The sequence below is a fragment of the Nocardioides sp. HB32 genome (genome assembly GCF_054058995.1).
This window is the reverse complement of sequence record NZ_JBSSBS010000001.1, coordinates 4,087,293-4,102,343: the sequence shown is the minus strand read 5'-3', so window position 1 is coordinate 4,102,343 and position 15,051 is coordinate 4,087,293. Positions and strand designations below refer to the sequence as shown.

At 72.6% G+C, this 15,051-nt stretch carries 15 protein-coding genes; 5 read left to right on the top strand and 10 right to left on the bottom strand.

Going from position 1 to position 15,051, the window contains the following annotated elements; genetic code table 11:
• Positions 1–40: 40 nt before the first annotated feature.
• Positions 41–661, bottom strand: a complete 621-nt coding sequence (locus ACVW2K_RS20580) for a TetR family transcriptional regulator (RefSeq protein WP_457203785.1) — start codon at positions 659–661, stop codon at positions 41–43.
• Positions 661–1,461, bottom strand: coding sequence for a purine-nucleoside phosphorylase (locus tag ACVW2K_RS20575; RefSeq protein WP_457203784.1), 801 nt, complete (start codon positions 1,459–1,461; stop codon positions 661–663). The genes ACVW2K_RS20580 and ACVW2K_RS20575 overlap by 1 nt, the downstream gene beginning before the upstream one ends.
• A gap of 55 nt (positions 1,462–1,516) precedes the next feature.
• Between ACVW2K_RS20575 and ACVW2K_RS20570 the strand changes: the two genes are divergently transcribed.
• Positions 1,517–1,903 carry a VOC family protein gene (locus tag ACVW2K_RS20570; protein WP_028635714.1) on the top strand — a complete coding sequence of 129 codons (387 nt, stop codon included), beginning with the start codon at positions 1,517–1,519 and terminating at the stop codon, positions 1,901–1,903.
• A gap of 25 nt (positions 1,904–1,928) precedes the next feature.
• Here ACVW2K_RS20570 and ACVW2K_RS20565 read toward each other — a convergent pair whose 3' ends face one another.
• Positions 1,929–2,381 carry a gamma-glutamylcyclotransferase gene (locus ACVW2K_RS20565; RefSeq protein ID WP_028635715.1) on the bottom strand — a complete coding sequence of 151 codons (453 nt, stop codon included), beginning with the start codon at positions 2,379–2,381 and terminating at the stop codon, positions 1,929–1,931.
• Between the two features lie 115 nt (positions 2,382–2,496).
• Between ACVW2K_RS20565 and lpdA the strand changes: the two genes are divergently transcribed.
• The 4 genes from lpdA to ACVW2K_RS20545 all read left to right on the top strand — a co-directional run bounded on the left by lpdA (position 2,497) and on the right by ACVW2K_RS20545 (position 7,836).
• Entirely contained in the window at positions 2,497–3,888 is a 1,392-nt protein-coding gene (gene lpdA / locus ACVW2K_RS20560; RefSeq protein WP_036568990.1) for a dihydrolipoyl dehydrogenase, read from the top strand.
• A 116-nt stretch (positions 3,889–4,004) separates the two neighbouring features.
• Positions 4,005–5,408 (top strand): NAD(P)H-quinone dehydrogenase, encoded by a 1,404-nt coding sequence (locus ACVW2K_RS20555; RefSeq protein WP_457203783.1) that lies wholly within the window; start codon positions 4,005–4,007, stop codon positions 5,406–5,408.
• A 16-nt stretch (positions 5,409–5,424) separates the two neighbouring features.
• Positions 5,425–6,582 (top strand): SpoIID/LytB domain-containing protein, encoded by a 1,158-nt coding sequence (locus ACVW2K_RS20550; RefSeq protein ID WP_457203782.1) that lies wholly within the window; start codon positions 5,425–5,427, stop codon positions 6,580–6,582.
• Positions 6,583–6,648: 66 nt separating this feature from the next.
• Positions 6,649–7,836, top strand: a complete 1,188-nt coding sequence (locus ACVW2K_RS20545; protein WP_457203781.1) for a SpoIID/LytB domain-containing protein — start codon at positions 6,649–6,651, stop codon at positions 7,834–7,836.
• Here ACVW2K_RS20545 and ACVW2K_RS20540 read toward each other — a convergent pair.
• From ACVW2K_RS20540 to ACVW2K_RS20510, 7 genes are read right to left on the bottom strand one after another with little or no spacing between them, the layout of a single operon-like run.
• Positions 7,814–8,197: a hypothetical protein gene (locus ACVW2K_RS20540; protein ID WP_457203780.1), complete on the bottom strand. Its 384-nt coding sequence runs from the start codon at positions 8,195–8,197 to the stop codon at positions 7,814–7,816. The genes ACVW2K_RS20545 and ACVW2K_RS20540 overlap by 23 nt on opposite strands.
• Positions 8,197–8,910: a hypothetical protein gene (locus ACVW2K_RS20535; RefSeq protein ID WP_028635719.1), complete on the bottom strand. Its 714-nt coding sequence runs from the start codon at positions 8,908–8,910 to the stop codon at positions 8,197–8,199. Before ACVW2K_RS20535 ends, ACVW2K_RS20540 begins: the two co-directional genes overlap by 1 nt.
• A gap of 10 nt (positions 8,911–8,920) precedes the next feature.
• Complete coding sequence (locus tag ACVW2K_RS20530) at positions 8,921–9,235, bottom strand: hypothetical protein (protein ID WP_457203779.1); 315 nt, start codon at positions 9,233–9,235, stop codon at positions 8,921–8,923.
• On the bottom strand, positions 9,232–9,969 hold the full coding sequence (locus ACVW2K_RS20525; RefSeq protein ID WP_457203778.1) for a hypothetical protein: 738 nt from the start codon (positions 9,967–9,969) through the stop codon (positions 9,232–9,234). Before ACVW2K_RS20525 ends, ACVW2K_RS20530 begins: the two co-directional genes overlap by 4 nt.
• 58 nt (positions 9,970–10,027) lie before the next feature.
• Positions 10,028–11,182 (bottom strand): benzoate/H(+) symporter BenE family transporter, encoded by a 1,155-nt coding sequence (locus ACVW2K_RS20520; protein ID WP_457203777.1) that lies wholly within the window; start codon positions 11,180–11,182, stop codon positions 10,028–10,030.
• Between the two features lie 8 nt (positions 11,183–11,190).
• Positions 11,191–14,577 (bottom strand): pyruvate carboxylase, encoded by a 3,387-nt coding sequence (locus ACVW2K_RS20515; RefSeq protein ID WP_457203776.1) that lies wholly within the window; start codon positions 14,575–14,577, stop codon positions 11,191–11,193.
• Positions 14,578–14,637: 60 nt separating this feature from the next.
• Entirely contained in the window at positions 14,638–14,988 is a 351-nt protein-coding gene (locus ACVW2K_RS20510; protein ID WP_028635722.1) for a PASTA domain-containing protein, read from the bottom strand.
• Between the last annotated feature and the right edge of the window lie 63 nt (positions 14,989–15,051).

Genomic DNA, 15,051 nt, shown 5'->3' with positions numbered 1-15,051 from the left:
TCTCGCCGGGCCCTCGGCCTCCACCCGGCAGGTGGGCGCTTCAGACGTCGACGGGCGGGGCGGTGGCCATGCCGGCGGCCATCGCGACCAGGTTGCGGACGAACCGCTCGGTGGGCAGCTGGGCGCGGCCGGGGCTGTCGACCTGTCGGGCCCGGTCCGCGACCGAGCGCAGGATGAACCCGGTCACCAACGCCAGCCGCTCGTTGCGCAGCTCGTCGTCGAGCGGCGGCATCCGGTCCTCGAGCAGCGCGTACACGTCGTACCCGCCGGTGTGGCGGAGCGCCTCCGCCACGTCGGGGTGGACCCGGTCGTACTCCTCGACGAGCTCGCCGACGATGACCAGGTAGCGGCGGCCCGACGGGCCGGTCTCGGCGAGCTCGACCGCGGGCCGCACGATCGCCTCGAGGACGGAGCCGAGGTCGTCGTCGGGCGTGGTGCGGGCGTGCTCGAGGAGCTCGCCCTCGCGCTGGGCGAGGAACGCCGCGTGCTGCTCCAGCACCGCCGCGAGCAGACCCTCGCGGGAGCCGAAGTGGTAGTGCACGGCGCCCCGGTTGCGCTGGCCCGCACGGCGGGTCACCTCGACCAGGGACGCCGCGAAGACGCCGTGCTCCGCGAACACCTCGGTGGCCGCCTCGACGAGCGCGCGACGGGTGTCGGCCATCAGATCCGCGGGACGATCCGTCCGAGCAGGTCGCCCATCCGCGTGGCGGCCGCCCTGCCCGCCTCGAGGACCTCCTCGTGGTTGAGGGGCTGGTCGCTGATGCCCGCGGCGAGGTTGGTGACCAGGCTGATGCCGAGCACCTCCATGCCCGCCTCGCGGGCGGCGATCGCCTCGAGCGTGGTGCTCATGCCGACCAGGGAGCCGCCGATGATGCCGGCCATCCGGACCTCGGCCGGGGTCTCGTAGTGCGGGCCCGGGAACTGGACGTAGACGCCCTCGTCGAGGCTCGGGTCGATCTCGCGGCACAGCGTGCGGAGCCGCGGGCTGTACAGGTCGGTGAGGTCCACGAAGTTCGCGCCGACGATCGGGCTGGCGCCGGTCAGGTTGATGTGGTCGCTGATGAGCACCGGCGTGCCCGGCGTCCACGTCTGCTTGAGGCCGCCGCACCCGTTGGTGAGCACGATGGTGCGACAGCCGGCCCGGCCCGCCGTCCGGACCCCGTGGACGACGGCCGCGACGCCCCTGCCCTCGTAGTAGTGGGTGCGGCTGAGGAAGACCAGCAGCTGCCGGTCGCCGGCCCGGATCGAGCGGATCCGGCCGGAGTGGCCCGCGACCGCCGCCTTGCTGAAGCCCGGCAGGTCGGTCGTGTCGATCTCGGCCGTCGCCTCGCCCAGTGCATCGACCGCGGGCAGCCAGCCCGAGCCGAGGACCAGCGCGACGTCGTGCCGCTCCACCCCCGTGAGCTCGGCGAGCCTGTCGGCGGCCTCCTGGGCGAGTTGGTCAGGGGTCTGGTCCGTCACCCTGCGGACTCTAGTGCGGACTTCCCGCGGGGGCGATTTCGTGCAGGGTAGGGGCATGATCGACCACCTGGGCATCAACTGCTCCGACCTCCAGCACTCCGCGGACTTCTACGACGCCGTCCTCGGCGTCCTCGGCCACCGCCGCCTGACGGACCACGGTGTGGCGATCGGCTACGGCACGTCGCACCCGGCGTTCTGGATCGGCCGCCAGCCGGAGGAGGGCCCCGCTTCCGGGCCGAACCGGGAGATCCATGTCGCCTTCGGCGCCGCCTCGGCCGAGGACGTCCGGGCCTTCTTCGACGCCGCCGTCGCGTTCGGCGCCGAGGTGCTGCACGAGCCGCGCCACTTCCCCGAGTACCACGACCACTACTACGGCGCCTTCGTGCGCGACCCCGACGGCAACAACGTCGAGGCGGTCTGCCACACGGTCTCGCCCGGATGAGTCACCGGCCGGGGGCCGGCCGGCCCTACAGTCCCGTGGATCGACAGGGGCGGCGTCGGAGGGCGGCGACGTAGTCGGCCGGGGCGTCGGCGGCCTCGGCGGCGTCGGCGAGGATGCCGAGGTACGACGCGCTGGGCAGGCCGCCCTCGTAGGCGTCGAGGACGTAGGTCCACACCACCATCGAACCGGTCATGGTCGCGACCCGGACGCGGGTCTTGCGGTAGAGGCCGAGGTCGGCGCCCTCCCAGCCGTCCAGGGCCGCCTCGTCCTCGCGGGTGACGTCGTACACCGCCACGAAGACCTGCTCGATCGGGTCCTCGACGATCGTCGACAGGGCGCCGTCCCAGCCGTGCTCCTCCCCGCCGAACGTGAGCCGCCAGCCCTGCAGCCACCCGGTGGTGGACATCGGGGAGTGCGGGCACCGTTCGCTCATCCGGACGGGATCGAGGTTCGTCCCGTAGGCCGCGTAGAGCGTCATCGGGATCCCCGCGGCGATGCGAGCGCAGCGAGCAGCGTCGAGGGGTGAAGCGTCACGCCCGAAGACTAAACGACCGATGCGGAGTGGGCTGCCTCACGTCAGTACGCTGACTGCTGTGACCACGCACTTCAACGTCCTCGTCCTCGGCGCCGGCCCCGGAGGCTACGTCGCCGCGATCCGCGCCGCCCAGCTCGGCCAGACCGTCGCGGTCGTCGAGGACAAGTACTGGGGCGGTGTCTGCCTCAACGTCGGTTGCATCCCGTCGAAGGCACTGCTTCGGAACGCCGAGATCGCGCACATCATCACGAAGGAGAGGGACACCTTCGGGATCAGCGGCGACGCGGTCATGGACTTCGAGATCACCCACAAGCGCAGCCGGGGCGTCGCGGACGCCAGCGCCAAGGGTGTGCACTACCTGATGAAGAAGAACAAGATCCAGGAGATCGACGGCTGGGGCACGCTCAGGTCGGCCACGGAGATCGAGGTCGAGAAGGACGGTCAGAGGACCACCTACACCTTCGACAACCTGATCATCGGCACCGGTGCGAAGGTCCGGATGCTGCCGGGCATGAGCCCGAGCGAGAACGTCGTGACGTACGAGGAGCAGATCCTCGACGCCGGGCTGCCGAGGAGCATCATCATCGGCGGCTCCGGCGCGATCGGCGTCGAGTTCGCCTATGTGCTCGCCAACTTCGGTGTCGACGTGACCATCGTGGAGTTCCTCGACCGGATGGTCCCGACCGAGGACGCCGACGTGTCGAAGGAGCTGCTCAAGCAGTACAAGAAGCTCGGCGTGAAGGTCCTCCTCTCGACCAAGGTCGAGGACGTCGAGGACACCGGCAGCGGGGTCAGGGTGACGGTGAGCAAGGACGGCAACAGCGAGGTCCTCGAGGCCGACCGGATGCTGGCGGCGTTCGGCTTCGCGCCCCGCGTGGACGGCTACGGCCTCGAGAACACCGGCGTCAAGGTCTCGGACCGCGGCGCGATCGAGGTCGACGCACGCGGCCGCACGAACGTCGAGAACGTCTACGCGATCGGCGACGTGACCGGGAAGCTGATGCTGGCCCACACCGCGGAGGCGATGGGTGTCGTCGCCGCGGAGACGATCGCCGGCGCCGAGACCGTCGAGATCAACTTCGACATGATCCCGCGAGCGACGTTCTGCCAGCCGCAGATCGCCTCGTTCGGCTACTCCGAGGCCCAGGCCAAGGAGAAGGGGTACGACGTCAAGGTGGCCAGCTTCCCCTTCTCGGCCAACGGCAAGGCCCGCGGGATGGCCGAGGGCGTCGGCTTCGTGAAGATCGTCGCGGACGCGCAGTACAACGAGATCCTCGGCGCCCACATGATCGGCCCCGAGGTCACCGAGCTGCTCCCGGCGCTCACGCTGGCCCAGCAGTGGGACCTCACCGCAGACGAGGTCGCGCGGAACGTGTTCGCCCACCCGACCCTGTCGGAGGCGATGAAGGAGGCCGTCGAGGGCATCGCCGGCCACATGATCAACCTGTGACGAGCAGCCGGGTGCGAGGAACGAGCGCGCGGCGTGGGCTCGGCCAGATCGAGTAGCCGCCGCGGCTGAGGCACGAAGCCGCGGTGCGGCGTATCGAGACCTGACGGGACGTGGGAATGACCGGCAACAACGAGAGAGTCGTCATCATCGGCGGTGGCCCCGGTGGCTACGAGGCCGCGCACGTCGCCGCCCAGCTCGGCGCCGAGGTCACGATCGTCGACAGCGACGGGGTGGGCGGCTCCGCGGTCCTCACCGACTGCGTGCCGAGCAAGACGCTGATCGCCACCGCCGAGGTGATGAGCGAGCTGTCCGGCGCGGCCGAGCTCGGCGTCGAGTTCCACGACGCCGAGGGCGACGCCGCCACGACGATCCGGGTCGACCTCGAGCGCGTCAACGCCCGGGTCAAGGCGCTCGCCACGAGCCAGTCCGAGGACATCGGGCGGCGCCTCGCCCGCGACGGGGTCACGGTTCTCAGGGGCCGCGGCAGCCTGGCCGGCGCCGACCGGGTGGTCGCGCAGCTCGCCGACGGCTCCGAGCAGATGCTCCGCGCGGACGCCGTCCTGATCGCGACCGGCGCGGCGCCGCGCACGCTGCCGTCCGCGCAGCCCGACGGCGAGCGGATCCTCAGCTGGGAGCAGGTCTACGACCTGACCGAGGTGCCGACCGAGCTGATCGTCGTCGGCTCCGGCGTGACGGGTGCCGAGTTCGCCAGCGCCTACCTCAACCTCGGCATCCCGGTGACGCTGGTCTCCTCCCGGGACCGGGTGCTGCCCGGCGAGGACGCCGACGCCGCCAAGGTCCTCGAGGACGTACTCACGCGCCGGGGCATGACGGTCCTGTCCAGGTCCCGCATGGAGTCGGTCGCGCGTGACGGCGACGTCGTCACGGTCACCCTGACCGACGGGCGGACCGTCCAGGGCTCGCACTGCATCCTCGCGCTCGGCTCGGTCCCGAAGACCGACGACATGGGCCTCGAGGAGGCCGGCGTCATCCTCAAGGACGGCGGGTTCGTCAACGTCGACCGGGTCTCGCGCACGTCGGCCCGCGGGGTGTACGCCGCCGGCGACTGCACCGGCGTCCTGATGCTCGCCAGCGTCGCGGCGATGCAGGGCCGGATCGCGATGTGGCACTTCCTCGGGGACACGGTGCATCCGCTCGACCTGAAGACGGTCTCGTCCAACGTCTTCACCGCCCCCGAGATCGCCACCGTCGGCTGGTCGCAGCAGGCCGTCGACGCCGGGGAGATGCAGGCGGAGGTCGTGACGCTGCCGCTGTCGGGCAACCCGCGGGCCAAGATGCAGGGCGTCCGCGACGGCTTCGTGAAGCTGCTGTGCCGCCCCGGCACCGGGATCGTCGTCGGCGGCGTGGTCGTGGGCCCGCGCGCCAGCGAGCTGATCCACCCGGTCTCGATCGCGGTGGCGGAGTCGCTCACGGCCGACCAGCTCGCCCAGGCGTTTACTGTGTACCCGTCGATGAGCGGCTCGATCGCCGAGGCCGCTCGGCGCCTGCACCGCATCTGATCTCGGGGGTCACCACATGCTCGGACGGCTCGTCGTCGCCACCGCGACCCTGCTCCTCGCGTCCGCCGCGCCCGCGGCCGCGGCCGATGCGTGGGACGTCCCGCACTCGGCGACGATCACCATCGACGGCCACGGGCACGGTCACGGCCGGGGCCTGTCCCAGTACGGCGCGAAGCACGCCGCCGAGGACGGCGTCGGCTACCGGGAGATCCTCGACTTCTACTACCGCGGGACCTCGTGGGGGACCGCGACCGGGCAGGTCCGCATCTTCCTGGGCCGGGGCGACCTCGGCGACACCGTCCAGGTGGAGCCAAAGCGCGGCCTGGTCGCGCGCGCCGGCGGCCGCAGCTGGGACCTCAACCGGGCGAAGCCGCGCGCGCAGCGCTGGCGGATCGTGCCGAAGGGCGACGCCCGGAGCAGCCTGCAGTACCGCCGGTCCGGCTGGCACCAGTACCGCTCGGTCGCCGGGACGCTCGAGTTCGCCGCGAAGGGCAAACCGATCAGGCTCGACACGCAGGACGGTCCGATGTCCTACCGCGGCTCCGTCCGCTCGGTCCCGTCCAGCCCCGGCCACCGGATGGCGATCAACGTGCTGCCCATGGAGGCCTACCTCCGCGGCGTGGTGCCCGCCGAGGTGGTCGCCTCGACGTGGCCGCAGCAGGCGCAGCGCGCCCAGGCCGTCGCCGCGCGCAGCTACGCAGCCCTCAAGCGGTCGACCCGTCAGGACAAGCCCTACGACCTCGACGACACCACGAGCTATCAGCGGTACCTCGGCGTCGACCGCGAGTGGCCGGCCTCGGACACCGCGGTCGCCGCCACCGCCGGAAGGATCCTCACCTACGGCGGCGAGCCCGCGTTCACCGAGTTCACGGCGAGCAACGGCGGCTGGACGGTGGCCGGCGACGCGCCGTACCTCCAGGCCCGGGAGGACCCGTGGGACCGGACCCAGGCCTGGGAGGAGACGCTCTCCGACACCGACGTCGAGTCGGCGTGGCCGTCGGTCGGCGACCTCACCCACGTGGAGATCGCCGGGCGCGACGGCCACGGCGAGTGGGGAGGGCGAGCCGGGACGGTGACCCTGACGGGCACGGGCGGGACCGTCACGGTCAGCGGCGCGGCCTTCGCACTGCGGCTCGGACTGGCCTCGCCGTGGCTCACGATCCGGGTGAGCTGAACTACAGATCTGTAGTTACCGCGACTCCGTTGCGGGGCTGATGTGACGCATGGTGCGATTGTGACCATGCGTGCGATCCCCGGACTGCTGGCGACCGCGCTCGCCGCGTCGCTCGGCCTCGTCGCACCCGCGAGCGCGGCGAGCGCGGACGTCTGGAAGGTCCCCGCGGACGCGACGATCACCGTCCGCGGGCACGGCTACGGGCACGGCCACGGGATGTCGCAGTACGGCGCCGAGGGGGCGGCCCGGAAGGGCTTGACCTACCGGCAGATCGTGCGGTTCTACTACCCGGGCACGGACTGGGGGCAGGCCCGGGGCCGGGTGACCGTGCTGATCACCGCGGACACCACCGACGACCTGGTCGTCGTCGCCCGGAAGGGGCTCACGGTCCGCGACACCGCCGGGGGCAAGCGGCTACCGCTGCCGGACAACGGCGCGAGCCGCTGGAAGGTCGCGGTCGGCAGCGACGGCGTCAACCGGGTGCTGTTCCGCACCCACCGCTGGCACCGGTGGCACGCGCTCGACGGCCAGGGCGAGTTCTACGCCGCCGGCGAGCCGGTCACGCTCGTCACCCCGACCGGCGAGCGGGCGTACCGGGGCCGGTTGCGGGTCGGCGTCACGTCCTCCGGTGACCGGGTCACCGTCAACGACCTGGCCCTGGACAGCTACCTCCGGGGCGTCGTGCCGCTGGAGATCCCGGCGTCCTGGAGCCCCGACGCCGTCCGCGCGCAGGCGGTCGCCGCGCGCACCTACGCGGCGTACGAGCGCGCCCACCCGCAGTCCGCGGCGTACCAGCTCTGCGACACCTGGTCCTGCCAGGTGTACGGCGGGTACGACGCTGAGTACCCCGCCTCCGACACGGCGGTCCAGGACACGGCGAAGCAGGTGCTGCTCAGCGGCGGCGACCCGGCGTTCACGCAGTTCGGGTCGAGCAGCGGCGGCTGGACCTCGGCCGGGTCGGTGTCCTACCTGCCGGCGCAGAAGGATCCGTACGACGGGTGGGCCGGCAACCCGGTGCACACCTGGTCGACGCGGCTCGGCGACGAGGTGCTCGAGCGGACCTGGCCCGCGGTCGGCGACCTGCGGAGGATCGCCGTGACGAAGCGCGACGGCAACGGGGACTGGGGCGGACGGGTCGTCTCGCTGACGCTGAGCGGCACCGACGGCAAGGTCACGGTCTCCGGCGACACGTTCCGGTCCCTGCTGGGGCTGCGCTCGACGTGGATGACGTTCAGGGTGTCGTCAGCAGCTTGAGGGCGTTCCTGAACACCAGCCAGTCCATGAACAGCAGCACGCCGCCGAGCACCACGACCATCAGGCCACCTCGGACCGTGGTCGCCCAGACCAGCACCCCCACCCCGCCGACGAGGCTCAGGACGCCGAGGTCCCACACGATCTTGCCGGCCCGCACCGACGCCCACGCGAGCATCGTCGCGACCAGGCTGAGCGCGGCGAACAGCGCGAGCAGCCAGAACATCGTCGACCCGGGGTCGTCGCGGCCGATGTCGTTGGCGGCGAAGACGCCGAGGGCGATGATCAGCGCGTGGCCGACCGCGGACACCGCCGTACCGCGGTTGACGGCCCGGTCGTACGCGGCGAGTGCCGGCGTGCTCATCAGCCGATGACCGCGGACGGCCAGTTCTCGGCGCCGAAGTCGCCGGTCTCGTTCGCGACCTGGAGGAACGTCGAGTTCGCGCCCGAGGCCGCCGCACGGAGGTTGATGACCGCGCTGGCCAGGGCCGCGATGGCGACCACCACGGCGCCGAGGATGGTGGCGGGCACCGCCGGCAGCCCGATGATGCTGACGGTCTCGCCCCCGGCGGCGATGATCGCCACGACGAGGGCCGCCAGGGCGGCGGCGGTGAGGACGTAGAAGACGTACAGTGCCGACGCGACGGCGCCGAGGGCCGGACCGATCTGGGCGGTCAGCTTGCTCTGCACGGCCGAGAGCGCCTTGCCCTGGGGGCCGAGGGAGAGCGCGTAGCGGTCGGCCGCCCGGCCCTTCCACTCCGTGTCCACCGCGCTCTGCGAGCGGTCGGACTCGCTCGCCCGCGCGGCGACCGGCCCGCCGACCTCGATCCACGCGTCCTTCGCCGAGTCGAGGTCCCACGGCGCCCCGATGTTCGAGGCGATCTCGCCGACCTTGTCCCAGAACTCGCCCAGCTTCTCCATGGCCTTGTTCCAGAGGTCCTTGAACTTGTCGACGACCCAGCCCAGGCCCCACGGGACCCAGGACAGGATGTCGTTGACCTTGTCGGTGACCCACTGGATCTTCTCGTCGATCTCGTCGAGAAGGTCCATGATGCGGTCGACGGTCTCCGGTCCCATCAGCCTCTCCTCACTCCGGGATCCAGACGGACTGGACCTGGTGCACGACGTTCTCGTCGGTGCTCTGGAAGTCGCGACGCACCTCGCGCAGCGCGTCGGCGAGCTGCTTGGTCTCGCGGGTGCCGGCAGTGAGGACGTCCTGGACGTGCTGCCGGGCCCGGGCGTAGCTGGCGTCGAGCCCGACCATCCCGCACACGAAGGAGAACTGCGCGGCGGACAGGGTCAGGCCGGCCACGGTGCCCTCGGCGTCACCGAGCGCGCGGGACGTGTCGTCCCACTCGCCCGCCTCGCTGGTCAGGGCCTCGAAGCCCGCTTGCATCGTCATCGGTCGTTCCCCTCTGGCGTGGTCGTGGCGCCGATGGCACGCCGCGCGATGTCGGCGAGCCGGGACGCCTGGATGGCGGCAGCGAGGCCCTCCCGCCGGGCGCGCCGGGTCGCGGCGAGCATGGCCTCGGTGATCTCGCGGCCCAGGTTCGCCGGGTGCGCACGCGACACCCAGCCCAGGTCGAGGTCGAGGCTGTCGACGTCGCCGTTGCCGAGCGCGGTGGCGGCCACGTGGCCCGAGGTGCTGCGGGCGGTGAAGGTGCGGCCGGCGTGCTCGTCGAGCAGCCGGTTGGCCTCGTCGAGGCCCGCGCGGACATCCATCAGGACGTCCTCCGCGAGCTCCCGGGCGACGGCCGTGCCGTCGGCGCCGGCCGCGACCCGCTCGTCGAAGGCCTCCAGCACCGCGACGCTGGGACGGGCCGGGCGCGCCGGGGGTGCGGGCTCGTCCTCCAGGTCGCGCAGGGCATCGCCGTACTGCTCGATCTGGCGCACCTTCGCCTCGGCCACGGCTGCCAGGACGGCCGCTGGCAGCTCGGCCGCGGCCAGCTGCTGGTCCCAGGTGAACCCGATCCGGACCCACTCGAGCCGGCCCTCGGCGTCCACCCGGATCGTGACCTGTCCGCTGTCGTCGGCGGCCTCGAGGGGCCCGATCCGCTCCTGGGCGCCGGCCAGCTGCTGGAGCAGCACGTCGCTGCTCTCCCTGAGGACGGCCAGGTCCTCGATCAGGTCGGTCATCGTCTGTCTTCCCCCGAGTGGTCGTGACGCCCAGACCCTTGCCCGCACCTCCCAGGACTCAAACGCGGGCGCGCAGCAGGGGCCGCAGCACCAGTCCGGCGAGCAGCGCCCAGAACGCCGCACCGATGCCGAGCACGCTGATCCCGGACGCTGCCACCAGGAAGCAGACCGCCGCGGCCTCGCGACCGTCCTCGTCCGCGAGGGCGCCGGCCAGGGCCGTGCCGAACGTGCCGATCAGCGCGAGGCCGGCGGCCGCCGGGATCACGTCCCCCGGTGCCGCGGCGACCAGCGCGGCCAGAGCAGCGGCGGCCAACGCCAGCACGACGTACGTCGCCGCCGCGCTGGTGGACGCGATCCAGCGCCGGGATCGGTCCGGCCCGGCCATCGGGCCGGCCGTCATCGCGGCCGTGATCGCCGCCAGGTTGACCGCGTGCCCGCCGAACGGCGCGCCGACGAGCGTCCCCACACCGGTCACGGCCATCGACTCGCGCCACGGCACGGTCCAGCCGAAGCTCGACATCACCGCGACCCCCGGCACGTTCTGTGACGCCATCGTCACGACGTAGAGCGGCACCGCGATGCTGACCACCGCCGCGACCGTCCAGTGCGGGGTGGTCCAGGCGAGGGCCGGCAGCAGGTCGCCGCCGTGTACGTCGGAGCCCGCCTCGACCAGGACGACCACGAGTGCGACGACCAGGGCCACCGGCACCGCCCAGCGCCGCGAGACGCGGTGCATGACCAGCCAGGCCAGCACGACCGGCCCGACGACGGACGGCGAGTCCGCGAGCCCGGTGACCGGCTCGAGGCAGATCGGCAGCAGCACTCCGGCGAGCATCGCCCGGGCCAGCGAGACCGGGATCCGCGCGATCAGGTCGCCGAGCCAGGGCACCAGCCCGGTCAGCACGATCAGCACCGCCGTGACCATGAACGCGCCGACCGCCGCCGGCCAGCCGCCCTCGACGGCGCCGGTGGAGATGAGCAGCGCCGCGCCCGGCGTGGACCACGCGAGCGCGATGGGCTCCCGGGTGCGGACGCTCAGCCAGACCATGCCGAGCGCCTGCGTCACGCACAGCGCGAGCAGGCCGGAGGCCGCCTCGGCCGAGCTGGCGCCGACCGCGACCAGGCCGGCGAGCACGACCACGAACGCGCTGCTGAAGCCCACGACCGCGGTGACGATGCCGGCCACGACCGGCGTGCCGTGCGCGGTCGGCACCGCCGTGCTCAGGAGAGCACCAGCACCAGGTCGCCGCCGTCGACGGCCTGGGTGCCCGGCAGGGCCACGCGCTCGACCGTGCCCGCGACCGGCGCGGTGATCGCGGCCTCCATCTTCATCGCCTCGATGGTGGCGACCGTGTCGCCGGCGGCGACCTGCTGGCCGGCCTCGACCACGACCGTCACGACGCCCTGGAACGGCGCAGCGACCTGGCCCGGCTTCGAGGCGTCGGCCTTCTCGGCGGCGGCGACCTCCGACGCGACGCTCGTGTCGCGCACGTTGACGGGCCGGAGCTGGCCGTTGATCGTGGCGAGCACCGTCCTGATGCCGCGCTCGTCGGGGTCGCTGATGGCCTGCAGGCCGAGGATCAGCCGCTTGCCCTCCTCGATCTCGACCTCGTGCTCGACGCCCTGGCGCAGCCCGTAGAGGTACTCCAGCGTGGGCACCACCGACAGGTCGCCGTACCGCGCACGGGACTCGGTGAACTCGCGGGTCGGGCCGGGGAACAGCAGCTCGTTGAGCGTACGGCGGCGCGTGGGGCTGCCACCCGCCAGCGCGTCGCGCTGGTCGGCGGTGAGCTCCTCGGCCGGCGGCTTGTGGGTGCGGCCCTCGAGCGCCTTGGTGCGGAACGGCTCGGGCCAGCCGCCCGGCGGGTCGCCCAGGTCGCCGCTGAGGAAGCCGATGACGGAGTCGGGGATGTCGAACGACCCGGGATCCTCGGCGAAGTCGCGCGGGTCGGCGCCGACCGCGACCAGGTGCAGCGCGAGATCGCCCACGACCTTCGACGACGGCGTCACCTTCACGATGTTGCCGAGGATGTCGTTCGCGGCGGCGTACATGTCCTCGATCTGCTCGAACTTCTCGCCGAGGCCGAGCGCGATCGCCTGCTGGCGCAGGTTGGAGAGCTGCCCGCCGGGGATCTCGTGCCGGTAGACGCGGCCGGTGGGCGACGGCAGCCCGGACTCGAACGGCGCGTACACCCGGCGGGTCGCCTCCCAGTACGGCTCGAGGGCGTTCACCGCCGTCAGCGACAGCCCGGTCTCGCGCGGGCCGTGGTCGGTGGCGGAGACGAGCGCCGACAGCGGCGGCTGCGAGGTCGTGCCGGCCATCGAGGCGGTCGCGGCGTCGACCGCGTCGACACCCGCGTCGATCGCGGCGAGCAGGGTCGCGAGCTGGCCGCCGGGGGTGTCGTGGGTGTGCAGGTGGACGGGCAGGTCGAAGTTCTCGCGCAGCGCGGTGACCAGCGTGCGCGCGGCCGGCACCCGCAGCAGGCCGGCCATGTCCTTGATCGCCAGCACGTGCGCGCCGGCGTCGACGATCCGCTCGGCCAGCTTCAGGTAGTAGTCGAGCGTGTACAGCGACTCGTCCGGGTCGGACAGGTCACCGGTGTAGCAGAGCGCGACCTCCGCGACCGCCGTGCCGGTGGCGCGCACCGCCTCGATCGCGGGCCGCATCTGCTCGACGTCGTTGAGGGCGTCGAAGATCCGGAACACGTCGATGCCGGTGCTCGCCGCCTCCTCGACGAACGCGTTGGTCACATCTGTCGGGTACGGCGTGTATCCGACGGTGTTGCGGCCGCGGAGCAGCATCTGGAGGCAGATGTTCGGGACTGCCTGGCGCAGCGCGGCCAGCCGCTCCCACGGGTCCTCGGCGAGGAAGCGCAGCGCCACGTCGTACGTCGCGCCGCCCCAGGCCTCCAGCGACCACAGCTGCGGTGTGGTGCGGGCGACGTGCCCGGCCACCGCCAGCAGGTCCCGGGTCCGGACCCGGGTCGCGAGCAGCGACTGGTGGGCGTCGCGGAACGTCGTGTCGGTGACCGCGACGTCCTTCTGCCGCCGCAGCCGCCGTGCGAACTCCTCCGGCCCGAGCTCGAGCAGCAGCTGCCGCGAGCCGTCGGGCGCGGGGACCTCGAGGTTGACCTCCGGCAGCTTCGAGACCGGGTCGACCTTCACCGGCGCCGGGCCGTACGGCTGGTTCACGGTGACGTCGGCGAGGTAGTTGAGCACCTTGCTCCCGCGGTCGCCCGAGCCGCGCGCCTGCAGCAGCTGCGGGTGCGTCTCGATGAACGCCGTGGTGACCCGGCCGCCCGCGAAGTCCGGGTCGGCCAGCACCGCCTGGAGGAACGGGATGTTCGTCGACACGCCGCGGATGCGGAACTCCGCCACCGCACGCTGCGCCTTCTCCACCGCCTTCTCGAAGGTCCGGCCGCGACAGGTGAGCTTCGCGAGCATCGAGTCGAAGTGGGCGGACACCTCCGCGCCGGTGTACGTCGTGCCGCCGTCGACGCGGACGCCGGGCCCGCCGGGGGAGCGGTAGGTCGTGATCACGCCGGTGTCCGGACGGAAGTTGTTGGCCGGGTCCTCCGTGGTGATCCGGCACTGGAGCGCGGAGCCGCGCAGCTGGACGGTGTCCTGCGACAGCCCGAGGTCCGCCAGCGTCTCGCCGGACGCGATCCGCAGCTGGGACTGCACGAGGTCGACGTCGGTGACCTCCTCGGTCACGGTGTGCTCGACCTGGATGCGCGGGTTCATCTCGATGAAGACGTAGTTGCCCTGTGGGTCCACCAGGAACTCGACGGTGCCGGCGTTGCGGTAGCCGATCTCCCGGGCGAACCGCACGGCGTCCGCGCAGATCCGGTCCCGCAGGTCCGGGTCGAGGTTCGGCGCCGGCGCGATCTCGATGACCTTCTGGTGCCGGCGCTGCACGGAGCAGTCCCGCTCGAACAGGTGGATGACCTCACCCGTGCCGTCGGCCAGGACCTGCACCTCGATGTGGCGGGGGTCCACGACGGCCTGCTCGATGAACACCGTCGGGTCGCCGAAGGCGCCGTCCGCCTCGCGCATGCAGGTCTCCACCGCCTCCCGCAGGTCCCTCGGCTCGTCCACGCGTCGCATGCCGCGCCCACCGCCACCCGCGACGGCCTTCACGAACAGCGGGTACGGCAGCTCGGCCGAGGCCTCGACCAGCGCCTCGACATCGGTCGACGGGTCGACGCTGGCCAGCGTCGGTACGCCGGCGGCCTTGGCCGCCCCGATCGCGCGGGCCTTGTTGCCGGTGAGCGTCAGCACCTCGGCGCTGGGGCCGATGAAGGTGATGCCGGCGTTCGCACAGGCCTCGGCGAGGCCGGGGTTCTCCGACAGGAACCCGTAGCCCGGGTAGACCGCGTCGGCGCCCGCCCGGACCGCGACCGCGACGATGCCCTCCGGGTCGAGGTAGGCGCGCACCGGGTGGCCGCGCTCGCCGATCTCGTAGGCCTCGTCGGCCTTCAGCCGGTGCTCCGACCAGCGGTCCTCGTAGGGGAAGATCGCGACCGTGCGCGCTCCGAGCTCGTACGCGGCACGGAACGCCCGGATCGCGATCTCGCCGCGGTTCGCGACCAGCACCTTGGAGAACATGCGCACACGCTATAAGGGCGTGCCGCGACCCGGCCGGTCCCGTGGTCGTCGCGAGACGGGTCAGCGGCCGATGGTGATGCCCACCCGGTGCCCCGCGCGGAGAACGGTGTCGGCGGGGATGGACTGGCTGAGCACGTAGCCCCGCTTCCACGCGGCGGCGTGCCGGGTCCGGACCGCGCCGAGGCTGCAGTTCGCCCACTCCAGCTCGGTCCGGGCGACGCGGGCGCGGAGCCCGCGGAGCTCGGGGACCAGGCACCCGGTGCCGGAGCGGGTGGCAGCCGCGGTGGGCGGGTCGGCGAGGTCGACAGACGTCGCCCCGGCGGGCTGGACCCAGGCGAGGCACGCGGCCAGCGCGACGGCCGTGGCCAGGGCGCAGTCCAGCCCTCGACGACGTACGGCTCGGCTCGGCATCGATGCTCCAGGGGGCGCTGAGGTGCCCGAGCACCCGAGGAGCTCCCACGCTAGGCCACCGCG

Coding starts and splice junctions, on each gene's coding strand:
- ACVW2K_RS20580 (WP_457203785.1), bottom strand. CDS start 661: ATGGCCGACACCCGTCGCGCGCTCGTCGAGGCGGCCACCGAGGTGTTC.
- ACVW2K_RS20570 (WP_028635714.1), top strand. CDS start 1,517: ATGATCGACCACCTGGGCATCAACTGCTCCGACCTCCAGCACTCCGCG.
- ACVW2K_RS20565 (WP_028635715.1), bottom strand. CDS start 2,381: ATGACGCTCTACGCGGCCTACGGGACGAACCTCGATCCCGTCCGGATG.
- ACVW2K_RS20555 (WP_457203783.1), top strand. CDS start 4,005: ATGACCGGCAACAACGAGAGAGTCGTCATCATCGGCGGTGGCCCCGGT.
- ACVW2K_RS20550 (WP_457203782.1), top strand. CDS start 5,425: ATGCTCGGACGGCTCGTCGTCGCCACCGCGACCCTGCTCCTCGCGTCC.
- ACVW2K_RS20545 (WP_457203781.1), top strand. CDS start 6,649: ATGCGTGCGATCCCCGGACTGCTGGCGACCGCGCTCGCCGCGTCGCTC.
- ACVW2K_RS20540 (WP_457203780.1), bottom strand. CDS start 8,197: ATGAGCACGCCGGCACTCGCCGCGTACGACCGGGCCGTCAACCGCGGT.
- ACVW2K_RS20535 (WP_028635719.1), bottom strand. CDS start 8,910: ATGGGACCGGAGACCGTCGACCGCATCATGGACCTTCTCGACGAGATC.
- ACVW2K_RS20530 (WP_457203779.1), bottom strand. CDS start 9,235: ATGACGATGCAAGCGGGCTTCGAGGCCCTGACCAGCGAGGCGGGCGAG.
- ACVW2K_RS20525 (WP_457203778.1), bottom strand. CDS start 9,969: ATGACCGACCTGATCGAGGACCTGGCCGTCCTCAGGGAGAGCAGCGAC.
- ACVW2K_RS20515 (WP_457203776.1), bottom strand. CDS start 14,577: ATGTTCTCCAAGGTGCTGGTCGCGAACCGCGGCGAGATCGCGATCCGG.
- ACVW2K_RS20510 (WP_028635722.1), bottom strand. CDS start 14,988: ATGCCGAGCCGAGCCGTACGTCGTCGAGGGCTGGACTGCGCCCTGGCC.